General features: G+C 60.3%; 12 protein-coding genes. 6 read left to right on the top strand and 6 right to left on the bottom strand.

From position 1 onward, the window contains the following. Positions 1-1,080: a ubiquinol oxidase subunit II gene (gene cyoA, locus FHS81_RS08525; protein WP_183751880.1), complete on the bottom strand. Its 1,080-nt coding sequence runs from the start codon at positions 1,078-1,080 to the stop codon at positions 1-3. Between the two features lie 576 nt (positions 1,081-1,656). On the opposite strand from cyoA, the gene FHS81_RS08520 reads away from it, so the two are divergent. From FHS81_RS08520 to yghU, 6 genes are all read left to right on the top strand, one after another. Continuing rightward, on the top strand, positions 1,657-2,796 hold the full coding sequence (locus tag FHS81_RS08520) for an ABC transporter substrate-binding protein (RefSeq protein WP_210281597.1): 1,140 nt from the start codon (positions 1,657-1,659) through the stop codon (positions 2,794-2,796). Positions 2,797-2,912: 116 nt separating this feature from the next. Continuing rightward, the gene (locus FHS81_RS08515) at positions 2,913-3,794 is read left to right on the top strand and encodes a branched-chain amino acid ABC transporter permease (RefSeq protein ID WP_183751875.1); all 882 of its coding nucleotides are present in this window, start codon (positions 2,913-2,915) and stop codon (positions 3,792-3,794) included. Positions 3,795-3,796: 2 nt separating this feature from the next. Further along, positions 3,797-4,663 (top strand): branched-chain amino acid ABC transporter permease, encoded by an 867-nt coding sequence (locus FHS81_RS08510; RefSeq protein ID WP_210281596.1) that lies wholly within the window; start codon positions 3,797-3,799, stop codon positions 4,661-4,663. A gap of 3 nt (positions 4,664-4,666) precedes the next feature. Then, positions 4,667-5,446 carry an ABC transporter ATP-binding protein gene (locus FHS81_RS08505; RefSeq protein WP_183751873.1) on the top strand — a complete coding sequence of 260 codons (780 nt, stop codon included), beginning with the start codon at positions 4,667-4,669 and terminating at the stop codon, positions 5,444-5,446. Next, complete coding sequence (locus tag FHS81_RS08500) at positions 5,446-6,159, top strand: ABC transporter ATP-binding protein (RefSeq protein WP_183751871.1); 714 nt, start codon at positions 5,446-5,448, stop codon at positions 6,157-6,159. The genes FHS81_RS08505 and FHS81_RS08500 overlap by 1 nt, the downstream gene beginning before the upstream one ends. Positions 6,160-6,375: 216 nt before the next feature. Further along, positions 6,376-7,251 carry a glutathione-dependent disulfide-bond oxidoreductase gene (yghU, locus tag FHS81_RS08495; protein WP_183751869.1) on the top strand — a complete coding sequence of 292 codons (876 nt, stop codon included), beginning with the start codon at positions 6,376-6,378 and terminating at the stop codon, positions 7,249-7,251. Positions 7,252-7,315: 64 nt separating this feature from the next. On the opposite strand, the gene FHS81_RS08490 is transcribed toward yghU, so the two are convergent. From FHS81_RS08490 to bcsN, 5 genes are read right to left on the bottom strand one after another with little or no spacing between them, the layout of a single operon-like run. Beyond that, positions 7,316-9,514 (bottom strand): tetratricopeptide repeat protein, encoded by a 2,199-nt coding sequence (locus FHS81_RS08490; protein WP_183751867.1) that lies wholly within the window; start codon positions 9,512-9,514, stop codon positions 7,316-7,318. Continuing rightward, positions 9,505-10,638, bottom strand: coding sequence for a family 8 glycosyl hydrolase (locus tag FHS81_RS08485; protein ID WP_246374912.1), 1,134 nt, complete (start codon positions 10,636-10,638; stop codon positions 9,505-9,507). Before FHS81_RS08485 ends, FHS81_RS08490 begins: the two co-directional genes overlap by 10 nt. After that, positions 10,635-13,079, bottom strand: coding sequence for a cellulose biosynthesis cyclic di-GMP-binding regulatory protein BcsB (locus FHS81_RS08480; protein ID WP_183751865.1), 2,445 nt, complete (start codon positions 13,077-13,079; stop codon positions 10,635-10,637). Before FHS81_RS08480 ends, FHS81_RS08485 begins: the two co-directional genes overlap by 4 nt. Then, positions 13,076-15,250: a UDP-forming cellulose synthase catalytic subunit gene (gene bcsA, locus FHS81_RS08475; protein WP_183751863.1), complete on the bottom strand. Its 2,175-nt coding sequence runs from the start codon at positions 15,248-15,250 to the stop codon at positions 13,076-13,078. The genes FHS81_RS08480 and bcsA overlap by 4 nt, the downstream gene beginning before the upstream one ends. A gap of 46 nt (positions 15,251-15,296) precedes the next feature. Then, entirely contained in the window at positions 15,297-16,313 is a 1,017-nt protein-coding gene (gene bcsN / locus FHS81_RS08470; RefSeq protein WP_183751861.1) for a cellulose biosynthesis protein BcsN, read from the bottom strand. Positions 16,314-16,671 lie beyond the last annotated feature (358 nt).

Genomic DNA, 16,671 nt, shown 5'->3' with positions numbered 1-16,671 from the left:
TTACTCGCTGAAAATCTTGATAGCGGAGAACGCGCTGGTCGGCGTCGACAGACCAGCCAGCGTCAGGCCCTGCGGAACTTCCGGAGTGCACAGCGCATCGGCGGCAAGAGCCTTCTCAAGCCGCGCGGCGGCAAGCGCTTCAGGGTTGCCCATGCGCCCAAGGCCGCTGATACGGTTGCTGTTGTCGTGCATCAGATCACGCATGCAACGCGAACCTTCCGGTACGCACATGTTGACGATCAGCTCGAAAAGGCCAGGATCGACGCGGCTGAAATAACGCACGGGGTCGCCCTCGCTCGGCCGCTCGACGTCGAGATACACAGAGCGCGTCAGTACGTCGTCGGCCGCACGCGCCTTCGCCACCCATGCATCGAACTCACTGTCCGAGACGCCGTGGAACTTGAAGTGCATGTAGGAGAAGCCGTGGCCGGTATAATTGGACGAGAACCCCTTGAACACGCCCGGCTCGTTCACCACGGCGTGCAACTGCGTCTGCATGCCCGCCATGGCGTAGATCTGGCCCGCCAGCGCCGGCACGAAGAAGGAGTTCATCAGGTTCGATGACGTGATGGTGAACGCGATCGGCCTGTCGACAGGCGCAACCAGCTCGTTGATCGTCGCGATGTCGTATTCCGGATAGATGAACAGCCACTTCCAGTCCAGCGACACGACCTGCACGCGCAGCGGCTCGACACCCGCAGGCACCGGCGTATTAGGTCCGATATCCGTCAGCGGGCGATAGGGATCGAGACGGTGGGTTGCGATCCAGGTCACCGTGCCAAGCACGAGAATGATCGCAATGGGGGCGCCCCAGATCGCGAACTCAAGCTTGGTCGAATGGTGAAAGTCCGGATCGTAATCCGCCTGCTTGTTGGATTGGCGGTACTTCCAGGCGAAAAGCACGGTGAGGATCATGACGGGCACGATGATGAGCAACATCAGGCCCGTCGCGATCAGAATCAGATTCTTTTGCTGCTCGGCAATATAGCCGGACGGTGACATCACGACCCACTGGCAACCAGACAGCAGCGGCGTGATCGCCAACAGGAGCAGGAAGGGTAGCGCTTTAACGCGGGTCATCCATCTCGATCCATCTTTACAGGGATGCAGCATGCGTCACACCCGCACACCGACTCCATCTTTGTCTAATCGCACTCCATACAGACGGGAATAGAATGGATCAATAGTCTGAAACGCAGGTGCGACAACGTAAATATTCAAATCATGACATAGCGCTTTAAAAAAGCGCGGTTTGTTGGGCTTGCATGCCGGTTGATCGGCGGTCGATGTGCGTCAATATGTCCCGCCCCCAACCGTCGAATCCCAGCCCACGCGTGAAACGACAGTTACGTCATTATCACGTCCTGTTCATGACAACGGCCAGATCGCTCACCGCCGGTCGCCTTGGGACATCGGCGCAAAAACCGCGTGGACGGTTGTTTCTGGAACAGATTTATATTGCGCAAATAGCTTGACGGAATGCTGCCGGTGATCAACAAACGTGACCCGGACGAAATTTCGTGTCTTGCTCGGCGATGTGCTGCCCGAATGCCGTGCAGATGCCTTTATCCGTGCAGACCCAATTCGGCAGATCAACGCCGCCGTCAAGGCGGCTACCACATCCAGAACGACCTCGGGGAGAGTTCGATGCGATTCATGAGATCGGCGATTGTCGCGCTTGCCGTCACCACCGGCGCGGTGTCGTCACAGGCAGCGGAAATCAAGGTCGGTGTCGCGGCTGCGCTCAGCGGCCTTGCCGCCCAGTACGGCGCGGCGATTCGCAACGGCTTCGAGCTTGCCGCCGATGAGATCAATGCCGCCGGCGGCATCAACGGCGACACCATCAAGCTGGTTGTCGAGGACGAACAGGGCCGCAAGGAAGAGGCGATCAACGTCTTCAAGAAGCTGATCTTCCAGGACAAGGTGCTCGTCGTTTTCGGCCCGACGCTGTCGAACTCGGCCTCGGCCGCGCACCCGATCGCCCAGGCTTCCAGGACGCCGGTTTTCGGCACGTCCAACACCGCTGACGGAATCACCGCGGTCGGCAATTACGTCTTCCGCAACTCGGTTACCGAAGCGGACGTACTTCCCGACACGCTGAAGAAGATTGTCGAGAAGGAAGGCGTCAAGAAGGTCGGCGTGCTCTACGGCAATGACGACGTGTTCACCAAGTCCAGCTACGATAACTTCGTCAAGGCACTCAAGGATCAGGGGATCGCCGTCACCACGACCGAAACTTTCGCCAAGGGCGATGTCGATTTCAAGGCACAGCTCACCAAGATCAAGGCGACGGAACCTGACGCCATCGTGCTGTCCGCGCTGCTCGCGGAAGGCGGCCCCATCCTCGTGCAGGCGCGTCAGCTCGGCATCAATCTTCCCATCATCGGCGGCAACGGCATCAACTCGCCCAAGATCTTCGAGCTTGCCAAGGGTGCATCCGACAACCTCTGGGTCGGAAGTCCGTGGTCCGTCAGCAGCGATACGGACGTGAACCGGAATTTCATCACGGCCTACGAGCGCAAGTTCGGCTCCAAGCCGGATCAGTTCGCCGCGCAGGCTTTCGACGCTCTTAACATCGTCGCCGCTGCGCTGAAGACCGTGGAGCTTTCCGGGGATATCGCCAAGGATCGAATCGCTCTGCGCGACGCGCTGCCCGACGTGACGTGGACCGGCGCTACCGGCCCGTTCAAGTTCAAGCAGGCACAGGATCGCAGCGGCAAGCCGGCCGGCTATGACGCCGATCAGAAGCCTATCGTTTCCGTGACCAAGGACGGCGTCTACGAGATCGTCAACTGATCGGAAACCGGAATTGACCGGCTGTCCGGCCTTGCCGGGCAGCCCCTCCCTTTTTCGAGGATTTTCCTCTTGCATGACAAGCGGCGGGCTCATCCGCCGCGGGAACGTTTCTGGCGATGTTTGCCCAACAACTTATCAATGCGCTGTCGCTCGGCAGTGTCTATGCGCTGTTCGCACTGGGGTTCACCCTGATATTCGGCGTGCTCGGCGTCATCAACCTGGCCCACGGAGCCGTGTTCATGGTCGGCGCCTACGCGGCGCTGCAGGCCGTGGTGCTGGCTGAGTTGCCGATCTGGGCCGCGCTTGTTATCGCGTTCATCATCAGCGGGCTTGTCGGGCTGGCCATCGATATTCTTGTGCTATCCCCCCTGCGCAAGCGCGATGCGCCGCATCTTATTCCGATGATCGCAACCATTGGTGTCGCCATCATGCTGAACAGCGCAGCGCAGGGTCTCTTCGGCGCCGATACGCTGCGGTTCCCGCCCGGTGTCGTGCCTGATGGCTCCATCGAAGCGGGCGGCCTGCACATTACGGCGGTGGAGATCGGCATCATTGCACTGACGATCGTGATCATGGTCGTGCTGCTGCTGGGGCTGCGCCGTACATCCATTGGCAAGGCGCTGCGGGCGGTGGCGGAATCGCCGCGTGCGGCTGCATTGCTCGGCATCGATGTCGAAGGTCTGTTCCGCAAAACATCTTTCGTTGCGGCGGCGCTGGGCGGCGTGGCTGGCGTTCTCATCAGCCTTTATGCGAACGCCGTCTATCCGCTGATGGGCCAGCCGATGCTGCACAAGGGCATTGCCGTCATCATTCTCGGTGGCATGGGCGATATTCGCGGCGCGCTGATCGGCGGGCTTTTCCTCGGGTTTGCCGAGGTGTTTGCAGTGGCCTATATCGGTTCGACCATGCGTGACGCCGTTGCATTCGGCCTGTTGTTCCTGATCCTGCTCGTGCGGCCCACCGGCCTGTTCGGCAAGGCGAACGAGCGGAAGGCCTGATCATGGATGCATTCCTGCTCTGGTTTGACGAGTTCTGGGCCGTTTATTCCAACCTGGTGCTGACGCTGGGCATCAATGCCTTGCTCGCGCTCTCCATCTGGCTGACCCTTGCCTGCGGCGTGCTGGCGCTGGCGAATGCCGCCTTCATGGGCATCGGTGCCTATGCCGGAGCGCTGGCGACGTTGAACTACGACTCGCCTTTTGCGCTGTCCATCGGCGTTGCGATGGTGGCGCCTTCGCTCGTCGCGCTGGCCATTGGCTTGCCCGTGCTGCGGCTTGGCGGTGTTTACCTTGCCATGGCCACGCTCGGGTTCGGCGAGGTGGTGCGTGTCGTGATCCTCAACACGGAAAGCATCACCGGCGGCGCTCTGGGCCTCAACGGCATTCCGCAATATACGCAATGGTGGCACGTGCTGTTGGCGCTGGTCATCGTGATCTTCGTGCTGGCGCGGCTTCACCGCTCCAAGACCGGGCGTGCGTTCGAGGCCATCAAGGTCGATGAGACAGCGGCCAGCCTGATGGGCGTGGACCTGCGCGCCAACAAACTGCTGGCCTTCGTGCTTGGCGCTGCCATCGCCGGGCTGGCCGGGGCGCTCAACGCGCATCTGACCTTTTTCATCGGGCCGCAGGAATATGGTTTTGACCGCGGCGTCGAGATCCTGACGATGGCGATCCTTGGCGGTGTCACCTCCATCATCGGGCCGATCATCGGCGCGGTCTTCCTCACGCTGCTGCCGGAGCTGCTGCGCGGGCTGGCCGATTTCCGCCTCATCGTCAACGGCTTCATTCTGGTGGCCGTGGTGCTGTTCCTGCCCAACGGCCTGTGGGACCCGGCGCGTTTCCGCCGCTGGTTCGGCAGCGGGAGGTAGACCATGCTCGAACTGACCTCCATCTCGAAATCGTTCGGCGGCCTCAAGGTTCTGGACGATGTCAACCTGACCGTGCCGCAGGGCAGCATCTTCGGTCTGATCGGCCCGAACGGCGCGGGCAAGACGACGGTGTTCAACCTGATTACTGGCCTCATCCCGCCCACTTCCGGCACCATCACCTTCGATGGCGCGGATCTGGCCGGGCTGCCGCCGCACCGGATCACGCGGCTCGGCATCGCGCGGACCTTCCAGAACATCCGCATCTTCAAGGAGATGTCGTTGCTGGAGAACGTGCTGGTCGGCCGTCATCGGCATATCGATTACGGCGTCATCTCGATGCTGTTTTCGTTGCCGGATTACCGAGCACAGGAAGCTGCCGCACGCACGCGTGCCTATGAGTTGCTGGACTGGGTCGGCCTCGGCGGCAAGGCGCATGAGATTGCCGATACGCTCTCCTATGGCGAGCAACGGCGACTGGAGATTGCCCGCGCGTTGGCGACGGAGCCGCATCTGTTGCTGCTCGATGAGCCGGTGGCCGGCATGAACCCGGCTGAAAAGACGGAGCTGATGAAAGCCGTGCGCGCCATCAATGAGCGCGGTTACACCGTTTTCCTGATCGAACACGACATGCGTTTCGTCATGGGACTGTGCGAGCAGGTCGCCGTGCTGAACTTCGGCCGCATCATCACCTGCGACAAGCCAGAAGCCGTGCGCAACAATCCGGACGTCATCGAGGCTTATCTCGGCCGGGACGATGATGCCAATACGCGGGAGAGAGCTTGATGGGCGCGCTTCTGGAAGTCAGCGGCCTCAAGGTCAATTTCGGCCATGTCGAGGCAGTCAAAGGCATCGATTTCTCCCTGACGGAAGGCCAGATCACTACGCTCGTGGGGGCGAACGGCGCGGGCAAGTCCACAACGCTGCTGGCGCTGTCCGGTCTCGTGCGCAAGGCCGCCGGGCAGGTCGTTTTCGGCGGGCAGAACATCACTCGGCTGCCGTCGCATCGCATTGTTCACCTTGGCCTGTCGCAGGTGGCCGAAGGGCGCGCGATGCTGACGAAGCTCACGGTGCGCGAGAACCTTGAACTGGGCGCTTATCATCGCCGCGATACCGATGCCATAACGAGCGACTTCGACCACGTGCTCGAACTGTTTCCGCGCCTGCGCGAACGTCTGGACGGGTATGCCGGTAACCTGTCCGGCGGCGAGCAGCAGATGCTGGCCATTGGCCGCGCGGTAATGGCGCGTCCGCGCATCCTGCTACTCGACGAGCCGTCGATGGGGCTGGCGCCGCTGATCGTGCAGGAAATTTTCCGCATCATCAAAATGCTCAACGATGAAGGACTGACGATCTTCCTTGTCGAGCAGAACGTGCGGCAGGCGCTGAAGATTGCCCACCAGGCCTATGTGATCGAGACCGGCGAGATCGTGCTGCAAGGCACCGGCGAGGAATTGCTGGATCACCCGCGCGTTCTTGAAGCCTACCTCGGCATCTGACGCCAGTAACACATCAATGCGATGAGAGGCCGGTAGCCAGTTACGCTGCCGGCCTCTTCTTGTATCAGCCCCCCTCCCCTGCCGCGCAAGGCATGTGCGTTTTGTGACCAGTTACATTCCTGGAATAACGAGGACGCTGGTCGGGTGCCTGTCGATGCACTACCATCCCGATCCAACCCAAAAAGCGCCAATCGCGCGTCGATCAGGAGTTTGACCATGACGGCTTCATCCGACTACACGCCACCGAAGGTCTGGACCTGGGACAAGGAAAACGGCGGAGCATTCGCCAGCATCAACCGGCCTATTGCCGGTGCAACCCATGAAAAAGAATTATCCGTCGGCAAGCATCCGTTGCAGCTTTACTCGCTGGCGACACCGAACGGCCAGAAGGTGACGATTCTCCTCGAAGAGCTTCTGGCGCAGGGGCACACCGGCGCGGAATATGACGCGTGGCTGATCCGCATTGGCGATGGCGACCAGTTTGGCAGCGGGTTCGTCAAGATCAATCCCAACTCCAAAATTCCTGCGCTGCTCGATGTCAGCGGGCCAGAGCCCGTGCGCGTCTTCGAGTCCGGGGCCATCTTGCTGTATCTGGCCGAAAAATTCGGTGCGTTCCTGCCCAAAGAACCTGCGGCGCGTGCTGAAGCATTGTCGTGGCTGTTCTGGCAGATGGGTAGCGCGCCATATCTGGGCGGCGGCTTCGGCCATTTCTATGCCTACGCGCCGGAGAAAATCCGCTACGCCATTGATCGCTTCGCGATGGAAGCCAAACGTCAGCTCGATGTGCTCGACCGCCGCCTGAGCGAAACGCCTTATCTTGCTGGCGACGAATACAGCATCGCCGATATCGCCGTGTTCCCGTGGTACGGCGGGCTTGTGCTCGGCTGGCTTTATGATGCCGCCGAATTCCTGCAGGTGGATGAGTACAAGAACGTCCGGCGCTGGGCCGATGATATCTTCGCACGTCCGGCGGTGCAGCGCGGGCGCAAAGTCAACCGCATCAGCGGCGAACCATCCGACCAGTTGCAGGAGCGCCATGACGCCAGCGACTTCGAGCTGCGGACTCAGGACAAGCTGAACGCCTCGTACTGACGACAAACGCCTTCGCTCCAGTGGACATCTGTCCTCCGGAGCGAAGGCGTTCGCCAGCACTGCCTCAGTATTTGTTCAGACCGCGCCGCTCGTGGATAACGGAAAGGCCCGTCGCCGCATCTCGCGATCCGCCGGTACGCTGCACAAGCTTGAAAATACGCTCGGCTTCGTCAAGCCGGCCAAGATTGACATACGCCCATGCTCGCAACATCATAAGGTCTGTCTGTTCCGGCGCAAGCTGACTCCTCGCATCGAGTGAGAAGATTGCGTCCGCGTAGCGTCCGGCAGCGTAAGCGGCACCCGCCTGCTGGGTTAACAGGGCGATGCGCAGTTCTCGCTGACGAGCGGTGCTGACCTGGGCATTGGACGCAGCTACTGTCGCCTTGCTGGTCAATCCGGCGCGCAGATAGGCGTAGCTCTTGCCATAAGCAGCTTCTCCCCGAGCCTTGGCGGTAGTGCTTCGTTCCATTGCTGCATCGAAAGCGCGCGCGGCCTCCAGCGGCCGTTCGAGATCCATCAGACACCAGCCCAGAGACATGGCCGCAGAAGCGGAAAGACGTTGCAGATCGTTTAGAGAAGACGCAGATGAGCACCTGCTGCCAGCACGACGCGCGGCGGCAGCAGGCTGCCCTGCGGGAGCGGAGCTGCTGGCCGGAATGACCTGCGCGTTGTCACGGCCTCGGCTGCGAGCAATGGATCCATTGGCGGTCGGCGCGGCCCCGAACAACTCCCTGTCATCGTCCGTGATCACGCTGACGGGCTTTTCCTGCCGCTGCGCGACACCGCCGCCACTGTCGGTCGGCCGGGGGGCATGCAGGTTGATCCCCCGCGCAAGATCGTCGATGCGGTCGGAACGGCTGCGCCATGCGTTGACGACTGCGGCAAAGCCACGAGTATTTTTCAGCCGCTGCCGCGCGATCGCCAGACCGTAGGCCGAGGGCTCGCTATCACGATCCCACTTGAGGGCCTGAATGAACCAACGTTCTGCATTCTCGATCTGGCCGGTGTTATAGGCATACCAGCCAAGAGCCTGGCCGCCGAAGCTCGACTGTTGCTGCACGACAACCGGCACGAAACGCTGGATAACCGCTTCGCTGATCTCCAATGGCGGCTGTTTCGACAGCGCGGCCGTCATCAGATCGAGGTAAGCTTTCATGCTGTCAGCATTGGAGTCGCGCCATTCGTAGGCGACGGGCTCGGCCTCCAGAAAACGCTCCAGCGCATGCATGGCCAAAACATAGCCCTCGCCCGCTTTCGCACCGCCGTTCTTGTCGAGGGCGATCCTGAACATCTGGGCAGCGCGCGTCGGATCGCCATGGGTGTAGAGATAGAACGCGAGCAGCATGGCATCGTCGGCCGTCACGTCGCTGGCGGAAACGATCTGCTCCATTCTTGCAAGGTCGGTTGCACTGGCGGTTTTGCTTGAATCCTGTGCGGCTTCGCCAACACGGCGGCGAACCAGCGTGTCACGCGCGTTGTCGTAAGCCTCGCCGGTGTTGGACGCCACAAGTTGCTCCGCCTCAGCAATAGGCAAAATTCCGACAGCCTTCTCGATGGTGCCGACGCGCTCTTCCTCGTTGGTGCAGTTGTCGAGCACATATTTGTAGACGTCCAGTCCACGTGCGGCCTCGTCGGTTTTCACAAAGGCTTCGGCCACTGTCCATAGTGCCTCGACGTTGGCGCAAGTGAGGAGGCCGGCATTTTCGTTCGCTACCCGCAGCACGGTCGCCCACTGCTCGGCCTTGCCGGCATTGACGAGCCGCAGGCGTGCCTCCGCCTCAGCCAGTTTAGAGGTCAGTTCGGCAGGCGGCGTCCAGTCCGGATCGCTTTGCTGGCGCTTGGCGATGGCGTCGCGCACAGCGGGATAGTTGCCCTCCGAGAACAGCGCCCAGAACTGCTGCAATTCAGGATCGATGGACGATTGCCCCAGTTCGGGGTTTTCGGGCGGTACCCAGTTCGGATAAAGCGCGCGCAGACGCTCGATCTCGGCGCGCATGCGCACCCAGTCGCGCTGAGCGGCGTAATAATAGATGGCGCTTTCGTCAACCTGCGGCCCATCGGAGCCGGTCCGCCGGGTAGCTGCCTGCTGCGTGCCCAGCCGCGTATCGGCAACGGTCGAAACCAGTTCCCTGTCGGCCGAGGTAAGGCTGCTGATCGGCTGGTCGTCTTTCCATATCCCCGGCACCCCGCCATTGTAATAGACGAGAAACGCGCCGCCCGCGGCGAGAAGCAGAAGATAAGGGGAAAGCGATTTCAAAGACATTGAGGATACCTCTCCCTCACCAGCGACAGGCCGAGAAGGTGGAGTGTCGAGGGATAATACAGCGTCGGCGAAAACTGCTTCAGATTATCGGGAATCGGAGTCCCGTCGAGCGCACAAGACAGAGCGGCAGCGATAATTTCATAGCCGGGATCTTTCAACATATGGGTCGACCTGCCGGTGGCGACATCGATGATGCCGGCGGCCGGACGCCCGTTCCGCGTCCACATAGCCCGGAAACGCTCAAGGCGCTTGCGGTCGTCTATGCCAGCCCGTAGCAGATAAAGCGGAATGCGCAAGGCATTATAGCCGTACTCCTCGGGAAAGCCGTCCGCCAGCATCGGGCGGGCAGGATCGCGCAGCGACACCCACTCAGGCGGAATACCGGCAGGCCCGAAACGGGATTCGTCGATGAGATCGAGACCGCTCTTCGTCAGCTGGTTCCAGACGTCCTTGCCGTTATCCACCTTGCTGAACAACGGTAGCGCTTCGAAAATCCAGTATGACGGGTTCACGACCGGCGCATCATTGCGCGTGCCTGGGCCGAAGCCTTCCACACCCGGCATCAGCATGGGCTGCCCACCGATCTGGGATACGCTGTGCTGGGCCAGAGCACTGATAATCTTGCGTGCGGAGGCCGCCAGTTCCGGCCGGCCCCACTTATCGGCGCCGAGCAGAAGGGCATAGGCGATCAGAATGTCGCCGTCACTGGCATTGTTGACATCCGTGACATGTGGCTGGGATTTCGGATCCCAGCGCCACGCGACCAGCCCGTCGTCGCGGATGAGCAGATCCGTGCGCACGAAGCTCCACAAAGCGTCGAAGGTGGCCGGATCGTTTGCAAGCACCGCCAGCAGCATGCCGTAACCCTGGCTCTCGCTGTGACTGATGTTGCCGTTGGCGTCGTCCACCACCCGTCCGGAGGTGATGAAGCGAGAGCGGTATTGCTGCCACTCATCCGGACTTATCAGGGCATTCGCACCGGATTGTATTCTTGCCGCCGGCTGGGCCACAGCGGCTGAGGAACTGATGGTCATGAAGCACAGCAACGCGGCAGCGAAAGCGATCGCCAAGGCGATGGCTGCTCTGGTCTGCTTCGAGCCGGTCGAGAAAGAGTAGCGCATCATCGTCTTCCCAATTGGTTCAGGAGGGCATAGGCGCTGGCACCGAGAAGGATGCACACGGCAAACAAGGTAAGCGCGTAGACCAGAAGGTTTTCGGACAGCCAGTTCGCCGCAACGCGGTGCAGATTGAACAGTTCGGCCGGCCGGGTCGGCACAAAGCTCGTGCGTTCCGGCATAATCACTTTTACCGTATCAGATGACATCCGGAAAACAGTAATCTTGCCATCGACACGGGTCCATAGCTCGGGACGCGTCAAACGCGCGATGGCGTTGGAGAGCATGGCTGGCGTACCCGCCGTCATCACGGTCCATGCTCCGGTGCCGCCGGGGCTGGCGCCCTGCGCCAGAATGAGCGAGGTGCCGCTGGTGGGGGTATAAAGAGTCGGTTTCCATGATGGAAGCAGATCATCAACCGACAAATCGAAGGTCTCCTTGACCCAGCCGCTGAAGCCGCGCTCGCTGCCCTGATAATCCGCTGTATCGGCGTCGGCGGCCACGCCCCCCCTGCGCCATGCCTCCCGAAGATCCGTGTTTCCCGTCGCGCTCTGGCGGGTGCGGAAACGTTCGGCGACGGAATCGTAATCGCTCAGGCCAAGATTAACCGTCTCTTCCGGCGCGGAGGATGGTTGAGACCAAATTGCGCGCAGATCTTGCACAAGCCCCACCTGCGCCAAAACCGCAACGGGCATCTGCGCTGCCGCGCCGACCAGCAGCGCCCCCTGCTGCCGGATCGAACTGAGGCTGGGAACGATGTCGATGGTCACGAATCGCTGTGCGCCAAAGGCGACACGCGCTACGAGCGTGGCTGCGGCCGCGGCCGTATCCCGCTCCCGATCGGCCAGAAACACCGGCAGCGGCTCCGTCGACTGCCAGTAGGGAAAACCTCGCGCGCTGAACGCTCCCAGATCCGGAATCCGGCCCATGCGGCCAAAATCGGGAATGATAAGCCTGCTGCTATCGAAGAGCGCAAATCGAGGCTGGTTGGAAATCGTCGTTCCCGGTGCGCAGATACTGTCTTCCGTGGTTTCGAAAACACCTTCGAGTTCGATGGTGTTCACGCCCGGCCGGAAATGACGCAGGGGAATACGGATGGGCATCTGATCCCACAAATCCCCGGCCCTGACCTCGATAGGCTGCACAACCGTCGTATTGCCGTTGACCGATACGATGAAGTTGCTGTTATGCAGAAGCGATGTCGCGAAACCGGCATCCAGCAGAAGCTGCGCCTCACCATAGGCTTCGGAATAAAAATCGGCAGGCAGGGCCAGGGTCAGCGTGGTGACGAAGCGCCTGCCGGAAAACTCCTGGCTCTCGACGCCAAGCTGGCTCAAGGAGATGCTCGTTCCCTCCGAAATGAAGGGAACTTCCGGATAATAGAACGACGCCATGTCGACTTCCGGCTTCGCCGCCGGATCGGCAGCGAAGCGCGGCACGATGCTCTGGATGGCGCGGTCGATATCCCCCGCCGTGCCGCCAGTGATCAGCAGGGCGGAACTCTTGTCGCGCAGGGGGACGAAATCCACGATGGCATGCGAACTGCCGGGGGGCAGTCTCGATGCCAGTTCGCGCGGCAGGCGGTGGTTCTGCGTCATTACCACGACGAGTTCGCCGGGACGGGATTCTTCCGGCAACGTATCCGGAAGACGCACGACCGGATGGATAAAGCGCCCGCGCAGTGCAAGCGCCTGAGACAGCATCAGAATCTGCCTTTCGACGGCTGTGTCCAGAACCTCGGGCACGACAACGGCAAGCGTCGTTTGCCCGTTCTCGTCGAAACCCACGGCCGGAAGTTCGTCCACGGACTGAAACCGGCCAATACCGACGCCCGGTGAAAACACCAGACCTGTGCGGGCAGCAACGATATCCGTCCACAATTCATAGGTGCCAGCCACCGAGCAGACAACACGATGGCGCTGCTCAGCCTCGAACCGAACCACATTCGCCCCGGCATGCAACAGCCCTTCCGGCAGCGGAATATCCACTGTCCTGGGACTGCTTGAAGACGCAATCGCGGATCTGAACACCTGCCGCTCGTTGATGAACACCGTCAGGCGTGACACCTCCGGCATGACCGTGATGGCATTGATGTACGTTACCCGTAGATCCTGCACCGCGCTGACCTCCTCGCGGGTCAGGAAGATGTTCCACGAGCGGATGTTACGCTCGCCGGAGAACCGCAGGTTGCCCATTGGCAGCAGATAGCGCCCAATCGGATTGTCGGCCGGCAGCGAGGCGGTCGTTATCGGCGTGCCGCCGGGCGCAGGAGCGCCGCCCCCGCCCCCGCCCCTGATATCGAAGGGAGCAACCTGCGCCACCTGCGCTATGCGCACATCCTTGTCTTCCGCCGCCAACGGCACCCCGACCAAGAGCGACACCACGAGCACGAGGGACAGCGTCAGTGCGCACAACAATACGGCGACGGTCGCTGATCGTTTCGCACTCATGACTTCGCCCCTGTCGATGACGGCTTGGTTTTGGACAGCAGAAAGGCAAAACCGCGGCCAGTCTGATAGAGTGCGATGCGGATGAACCAGAGCGTTCCGCGCAGCAGACCGATATCGACGGCGCGGGAATTCTGGAACTTCTGCCACTTGTCGCTGTTGGCGAACACAAGGTCGGAAATCAGGAAGTACTGTGAGGTCTGCGTAACGTTGAATTCGCAACCGATATGGACCACGCCGTCAACCTGCCGGCCGCCGCGCACGATCATCGGCAGCGGCCCGCTGACCTTGTGGTCGCTCATCTCGAAGCTGACGGAGATCATGCTCCCCTTCGGCACGTCCTTTAGTTTTGCGCCGGCGATACGGATCGACGAACCGCCGATCGACACATCCTCAATGGTCCCGGCATAGGCTGTGCCGGATTCCAGCGTAATCTCGCATCGCCGTTCGATATTGACGCGATGGGTGCGCCGCAGATTGCGCCGCTCGGAAACCACGCCCAGCGCACCGCCCGCGATCACCAGATTGAGCACGTTCCAGCCACCGACGGCGATCATCAGCCCCAGCATGTGCGGATACATGAATACCGTCACCACCGAGACAATGAAGGTCAGCGCAAAGACCGCATACAGCAGGAAGAACGGCATGCCGATTTCCGAAATGCGGTCTTCTTCCTGCACTTCGTTCTTGGCAGTCACGCGGAACGATGGCTTGCGCGGATTCATCACCACGGAAATGATGGCCGGCAGCAAATAGATAATTTGTATGTATTCATACAGATCCGAAACCCACGGCCAGCGGCGTTTGCCATACAGATAGTTCTGTATAAGCAGGTTCACGATCATATACGGAATAACGTAGGCCAGAAACTCCGCGCCCGAAATCACAAAGATCTTCAGGTTGAGGAATATAAACAACAGCGGCGAGATCAGAAACAGCGTGCGCGGCAACGGGAATAGCCAGTAGAGGCCGCTCGACGTGTAGCACAGTCGCTGGGCCAGCGTCAGCCCGGACTTCAGCGGCGGAAAGTAGAACATCATGATCTGGAGCATGCCCTGCCCCCAGCGCGACTGCTGACCGATGAAGTTCGCATAGGTTTCCGGCTGCAACCCCGCGATCAGCGGCTTGCCGACATAGGCGCTGCGCCAGCCGCGCGAATGCAGATTGAGCGCCGTTTCGCAGTCTTCGGTAATGGTGTTGTGACTGAAGCCCCCGTTACTCTCTACCGCGACCCGGCGCAGCACGGCAGCGGAGCCGCAGAAGAACACCGCATTCCACTTGTCCAGTCCCTGAAGGATGATGTTGTTGAACATCTCGTTTTCGGACGGCATCGTGTTGAACGTACCCAGATTGCGCTCGACCGGGTCCGGATTGATGAAAAAGTGCGGCGTCTGGACAAGAAACAGTTTCTCATCCTTCGAAAAGAGACCGATCGTTTCCTTCAGGAAGTTCCGCGCCGGCGCGTGGTCGGCGTCGAAAATAACCAACAGCTCGCTCGACGAATGTTCGAGCGCATTGTTCATGTTGCCGGCCTTGGCGTGGACGTTGCGCTCACGCGTGATGTAGCGAACGCCCAGTTCCTCGCACAACTTCGTCAGCTCGGCGCGTCTTTCACGCGCCGCCGTTGACGTGACGGCATCCTCGGCATTGCACTTCTGGTCTGTTCCGCCGTCGTCCAGCAGCCAGACCGTCACCTTGCCGGGCGGGTACTCCATGCTCTTGGCCGCGGCCAGCGTGGTGGCGAGCATGACCTTATCTTCGTTGTACGTGGGCACGTATACGTCGATGGTCGGCAGCTCGTCGTCCGGCACTTCGGGGCAGATGCGCGGCTCCGGCAGATTGGCCACCACGAAAAGGCCGAGGCACAACATACCGATGCCATACATCTCCGCTGAATAGAGCATGATGGCGGGAATAAAGTTCTCAAGCTGATTGACCGGCGGCAACGTGCTCGTGGTGCGCCAGTAAGCGTAGCGCAGGATCACGCTCATGCCGAGAGAAATAACGATGATACGCCCCGCGCCCTCAACGCGCAGCGTCTTCAGCGTCACCATCATCAGGATGACGAAGCAGGTAAACACGAGATGCGCCTGCATACTCACGGGCACAGTGATGAGGCTGAAGAAAATCACCAGCAGAATGGCCCACAGCAGCCCTGCGCCAAGTTTTTTCATTTCAACGTCCTTGGGAGCACTTGACGAAACTCACGGTTGGGCTGCTTCAGGGAGGTGGCGGGACGATTGGATAATTACCGATGGCTACAGGATCAGTATCGCGATCGCGAGCGGTGCCGGAACGTGAAGAACGTGTCGGCGCAGTACTATATTCGAAAATATCATCGCTCCCGATGACTGTTTCCGGCCTAACTCGTCTTCCACTCGATGCTGATACCGCTGCGGGAGCTGGTACAACAAGCACCTCTGGCGGGGCAAGGGGCACCGGACGAACTTCGGCGCCTGGCTCGCCGAACTGGGGATTCAGCGGCGGCGTATCCTCCAGCGGCATCCAGTTCCATTGCGACAGATAGGCGTTGATCGTGAAATTATACATGACATCCAGAATCTCCGCGGTCGTGGCGGTAGAGTCGCAAATCTGAAGCCTGATATTGATCTTGCCCTTGGGTGCGGAGAACAGTGAAAGCGGGCGATCCGGCGCAATGATTTGCCACGCATAAACACAGTTGTCGCCATAAGCCGAACGCCCTGTGGCGAAACCGAACGGGCCAAAGCGATTCTGGACGAAGAATGCGGAAATAGACATATTGACGCCGGGGAACTGCTCGCTCATATCGCGCGACACCGTTTCCGGCGACAGGCGCATCAGGTCCAGTTCGTCCTCGCCCGGCCCGGTCGTGCTGCCAGGCAGCACGAAGGCGACACGTATATTGTTCTGACCGGGGCGGCGAGCCGAGGTCTCCAGCAGCAGTTCCTGAGAATAGGCATTCGAGTAGCGCCGTTCGAGAACGGTGACGAGGCCGAATCTCCCCGGACCCGGAATGATCATGGCGCGGCTACGCGGCACCTCGGTAATCTGGCTGATGATCTCAAGGTTTTCGGGCTCGAAACGAGTGGCGCAGGCCGACAGGCACACGGAAGCGGCAGCCATCACGAGGAAGGAGCGAGCGTAACGCGCAACATCGCTGCGCCCGAAAGAGGATATGGGAAAACGGCCGAGGGCTGCATCGGAAGTCGCGAGACTCTTATCAGGCTGCCCGATCATTCGGGTATCAGCTTCCATTCAGACCCCCTTGGCGTGACTTCTGGCCATCGACAAACAAAACATATCTTTTGCAAGTCCAGGCCAAACCCATGCCAACTTGAACGCAAGGAGGACCCGAAACCACAAACGACAACGCTTAACGTCGATGGTCGGTTACACGAAACCCACCATAAACGACGCATCATCGGACATGAATATCGAATCAAATGTTTAATTAGTGTTTACTATAAACCGAAATCAACTTTTCCACAGGCGTCATCAAGCTTTTAACGGACGCCCGGGGGCGTTTCCCGGATTTGACGATCGATCACTGATCTTTATACGGATTGTTCATCGGGCATTATTCGTATAACCGACCGTCCGCAGCAGAATTTAT

The sequence above is a fragment of the Pseudochelatococcus contaminans genome (genome assembly GCF_014195635.1).
Taxonomy (GTDB): domain Bacteria; phylum Pseudomonadota; class Alphaproteobacteria; order Rhizobiales; family Beijerinckiaceae; genus Pseudochelatococcus; species Pseudochelatococcus contaminans.
Note: the sequence above shows the minus strand (reverse complement) of the source record. Positions and strands in the feature narration are given on the sequence as shown.

Excerpts from the sequence above, each read along its gene's own strand:
- cyoA (WP_183751880.1), bottom strand. The coding sequence starts at position 1,080 with ATGACCCGCGTTAAAGCGCTACCCTTCCTGCTCCTGTTGGCGATCACG.
- FHS81_RS08520 (WP_210281597.1), top strand. The coding sequence starts at position 1,657 with ATGAGATCGGCGATTGTCGCGCTTGCCGTCACCACCGGCGCGGTGTCG.
- FHS81_RS08515 (WP_183751875.1), top strand. The coding sequence starts at position 2,913 with ATGTTTGCCCAACAACTTATCAATGCGCTGTCGCTCGGCAGTGTCTAT.
- FHS81_RS08510 (WP_210281596.1), top strand. The coding sequence starts at position 3,797 with ATGGATGCATTCCTGCTCTGGTTTGACGAGTTCTGGGCCGTTTATTCC.
- FHS81_RS08505 (WP_183751873.1), top strand. The coding sequence starts at position 4,667 with ATGCTCGAACTGACCTCCATCTCGAAATCGTTCGGCGGCCTCAAGGTT.
- FHS81_RS08500 (WP_183751871.1), top strand. The coding sequence starts at position 5,446 with ATGGGCGCGCTTCTGGAAGTCAGCGGCCTCAAGGTCAATTTCGGCCAT.
- yghU (WP_183751869.1), top strand. The coding sequence starts at position 6,376 with ATGACGGCTTCATCCGACTACACGCCACCGAAGGTCTGGACCTGGGAC.
- FHS81_RS08490 (WP_183751867.1), bottom strand. The coding sequence starts at position 9,514 with ATGTCTTTGAAATCGCTTTCCCCTTATCTTCTGCTTCTCGCCGCGGGC.
- FHS81_RS08485 (WP_246374912.1), bottom strand. The coding sequence starts at position 10,638 with ATGATGCGCTACTCTTTCTCGACCGGCTCGAAGCAGACCAGAGCAGCC.
- FHS81_RS08480 (WP_183751865.1), bottom strand. The coding sequence starts at position 13,079 with ATGAGTGCGAAACGATCAGCGACCGTCGCCGTATTGTTGTGCGCACTG.
- bcsA (WP_183751863.1), bottom strand. The coding sequence starts at position 15,250 with ATGAAAAAACTTGGCGCAGGGCTGCTGTGGGCCATTCTGCTGGTGATT.
- bcsN (WP_183751861.1), bottom strand. The coding sequence starts at position 16,313 with ATGGAAGCTGATACCCGAATGATCGGGCAGCCTGATAAGAGTCTCGCG.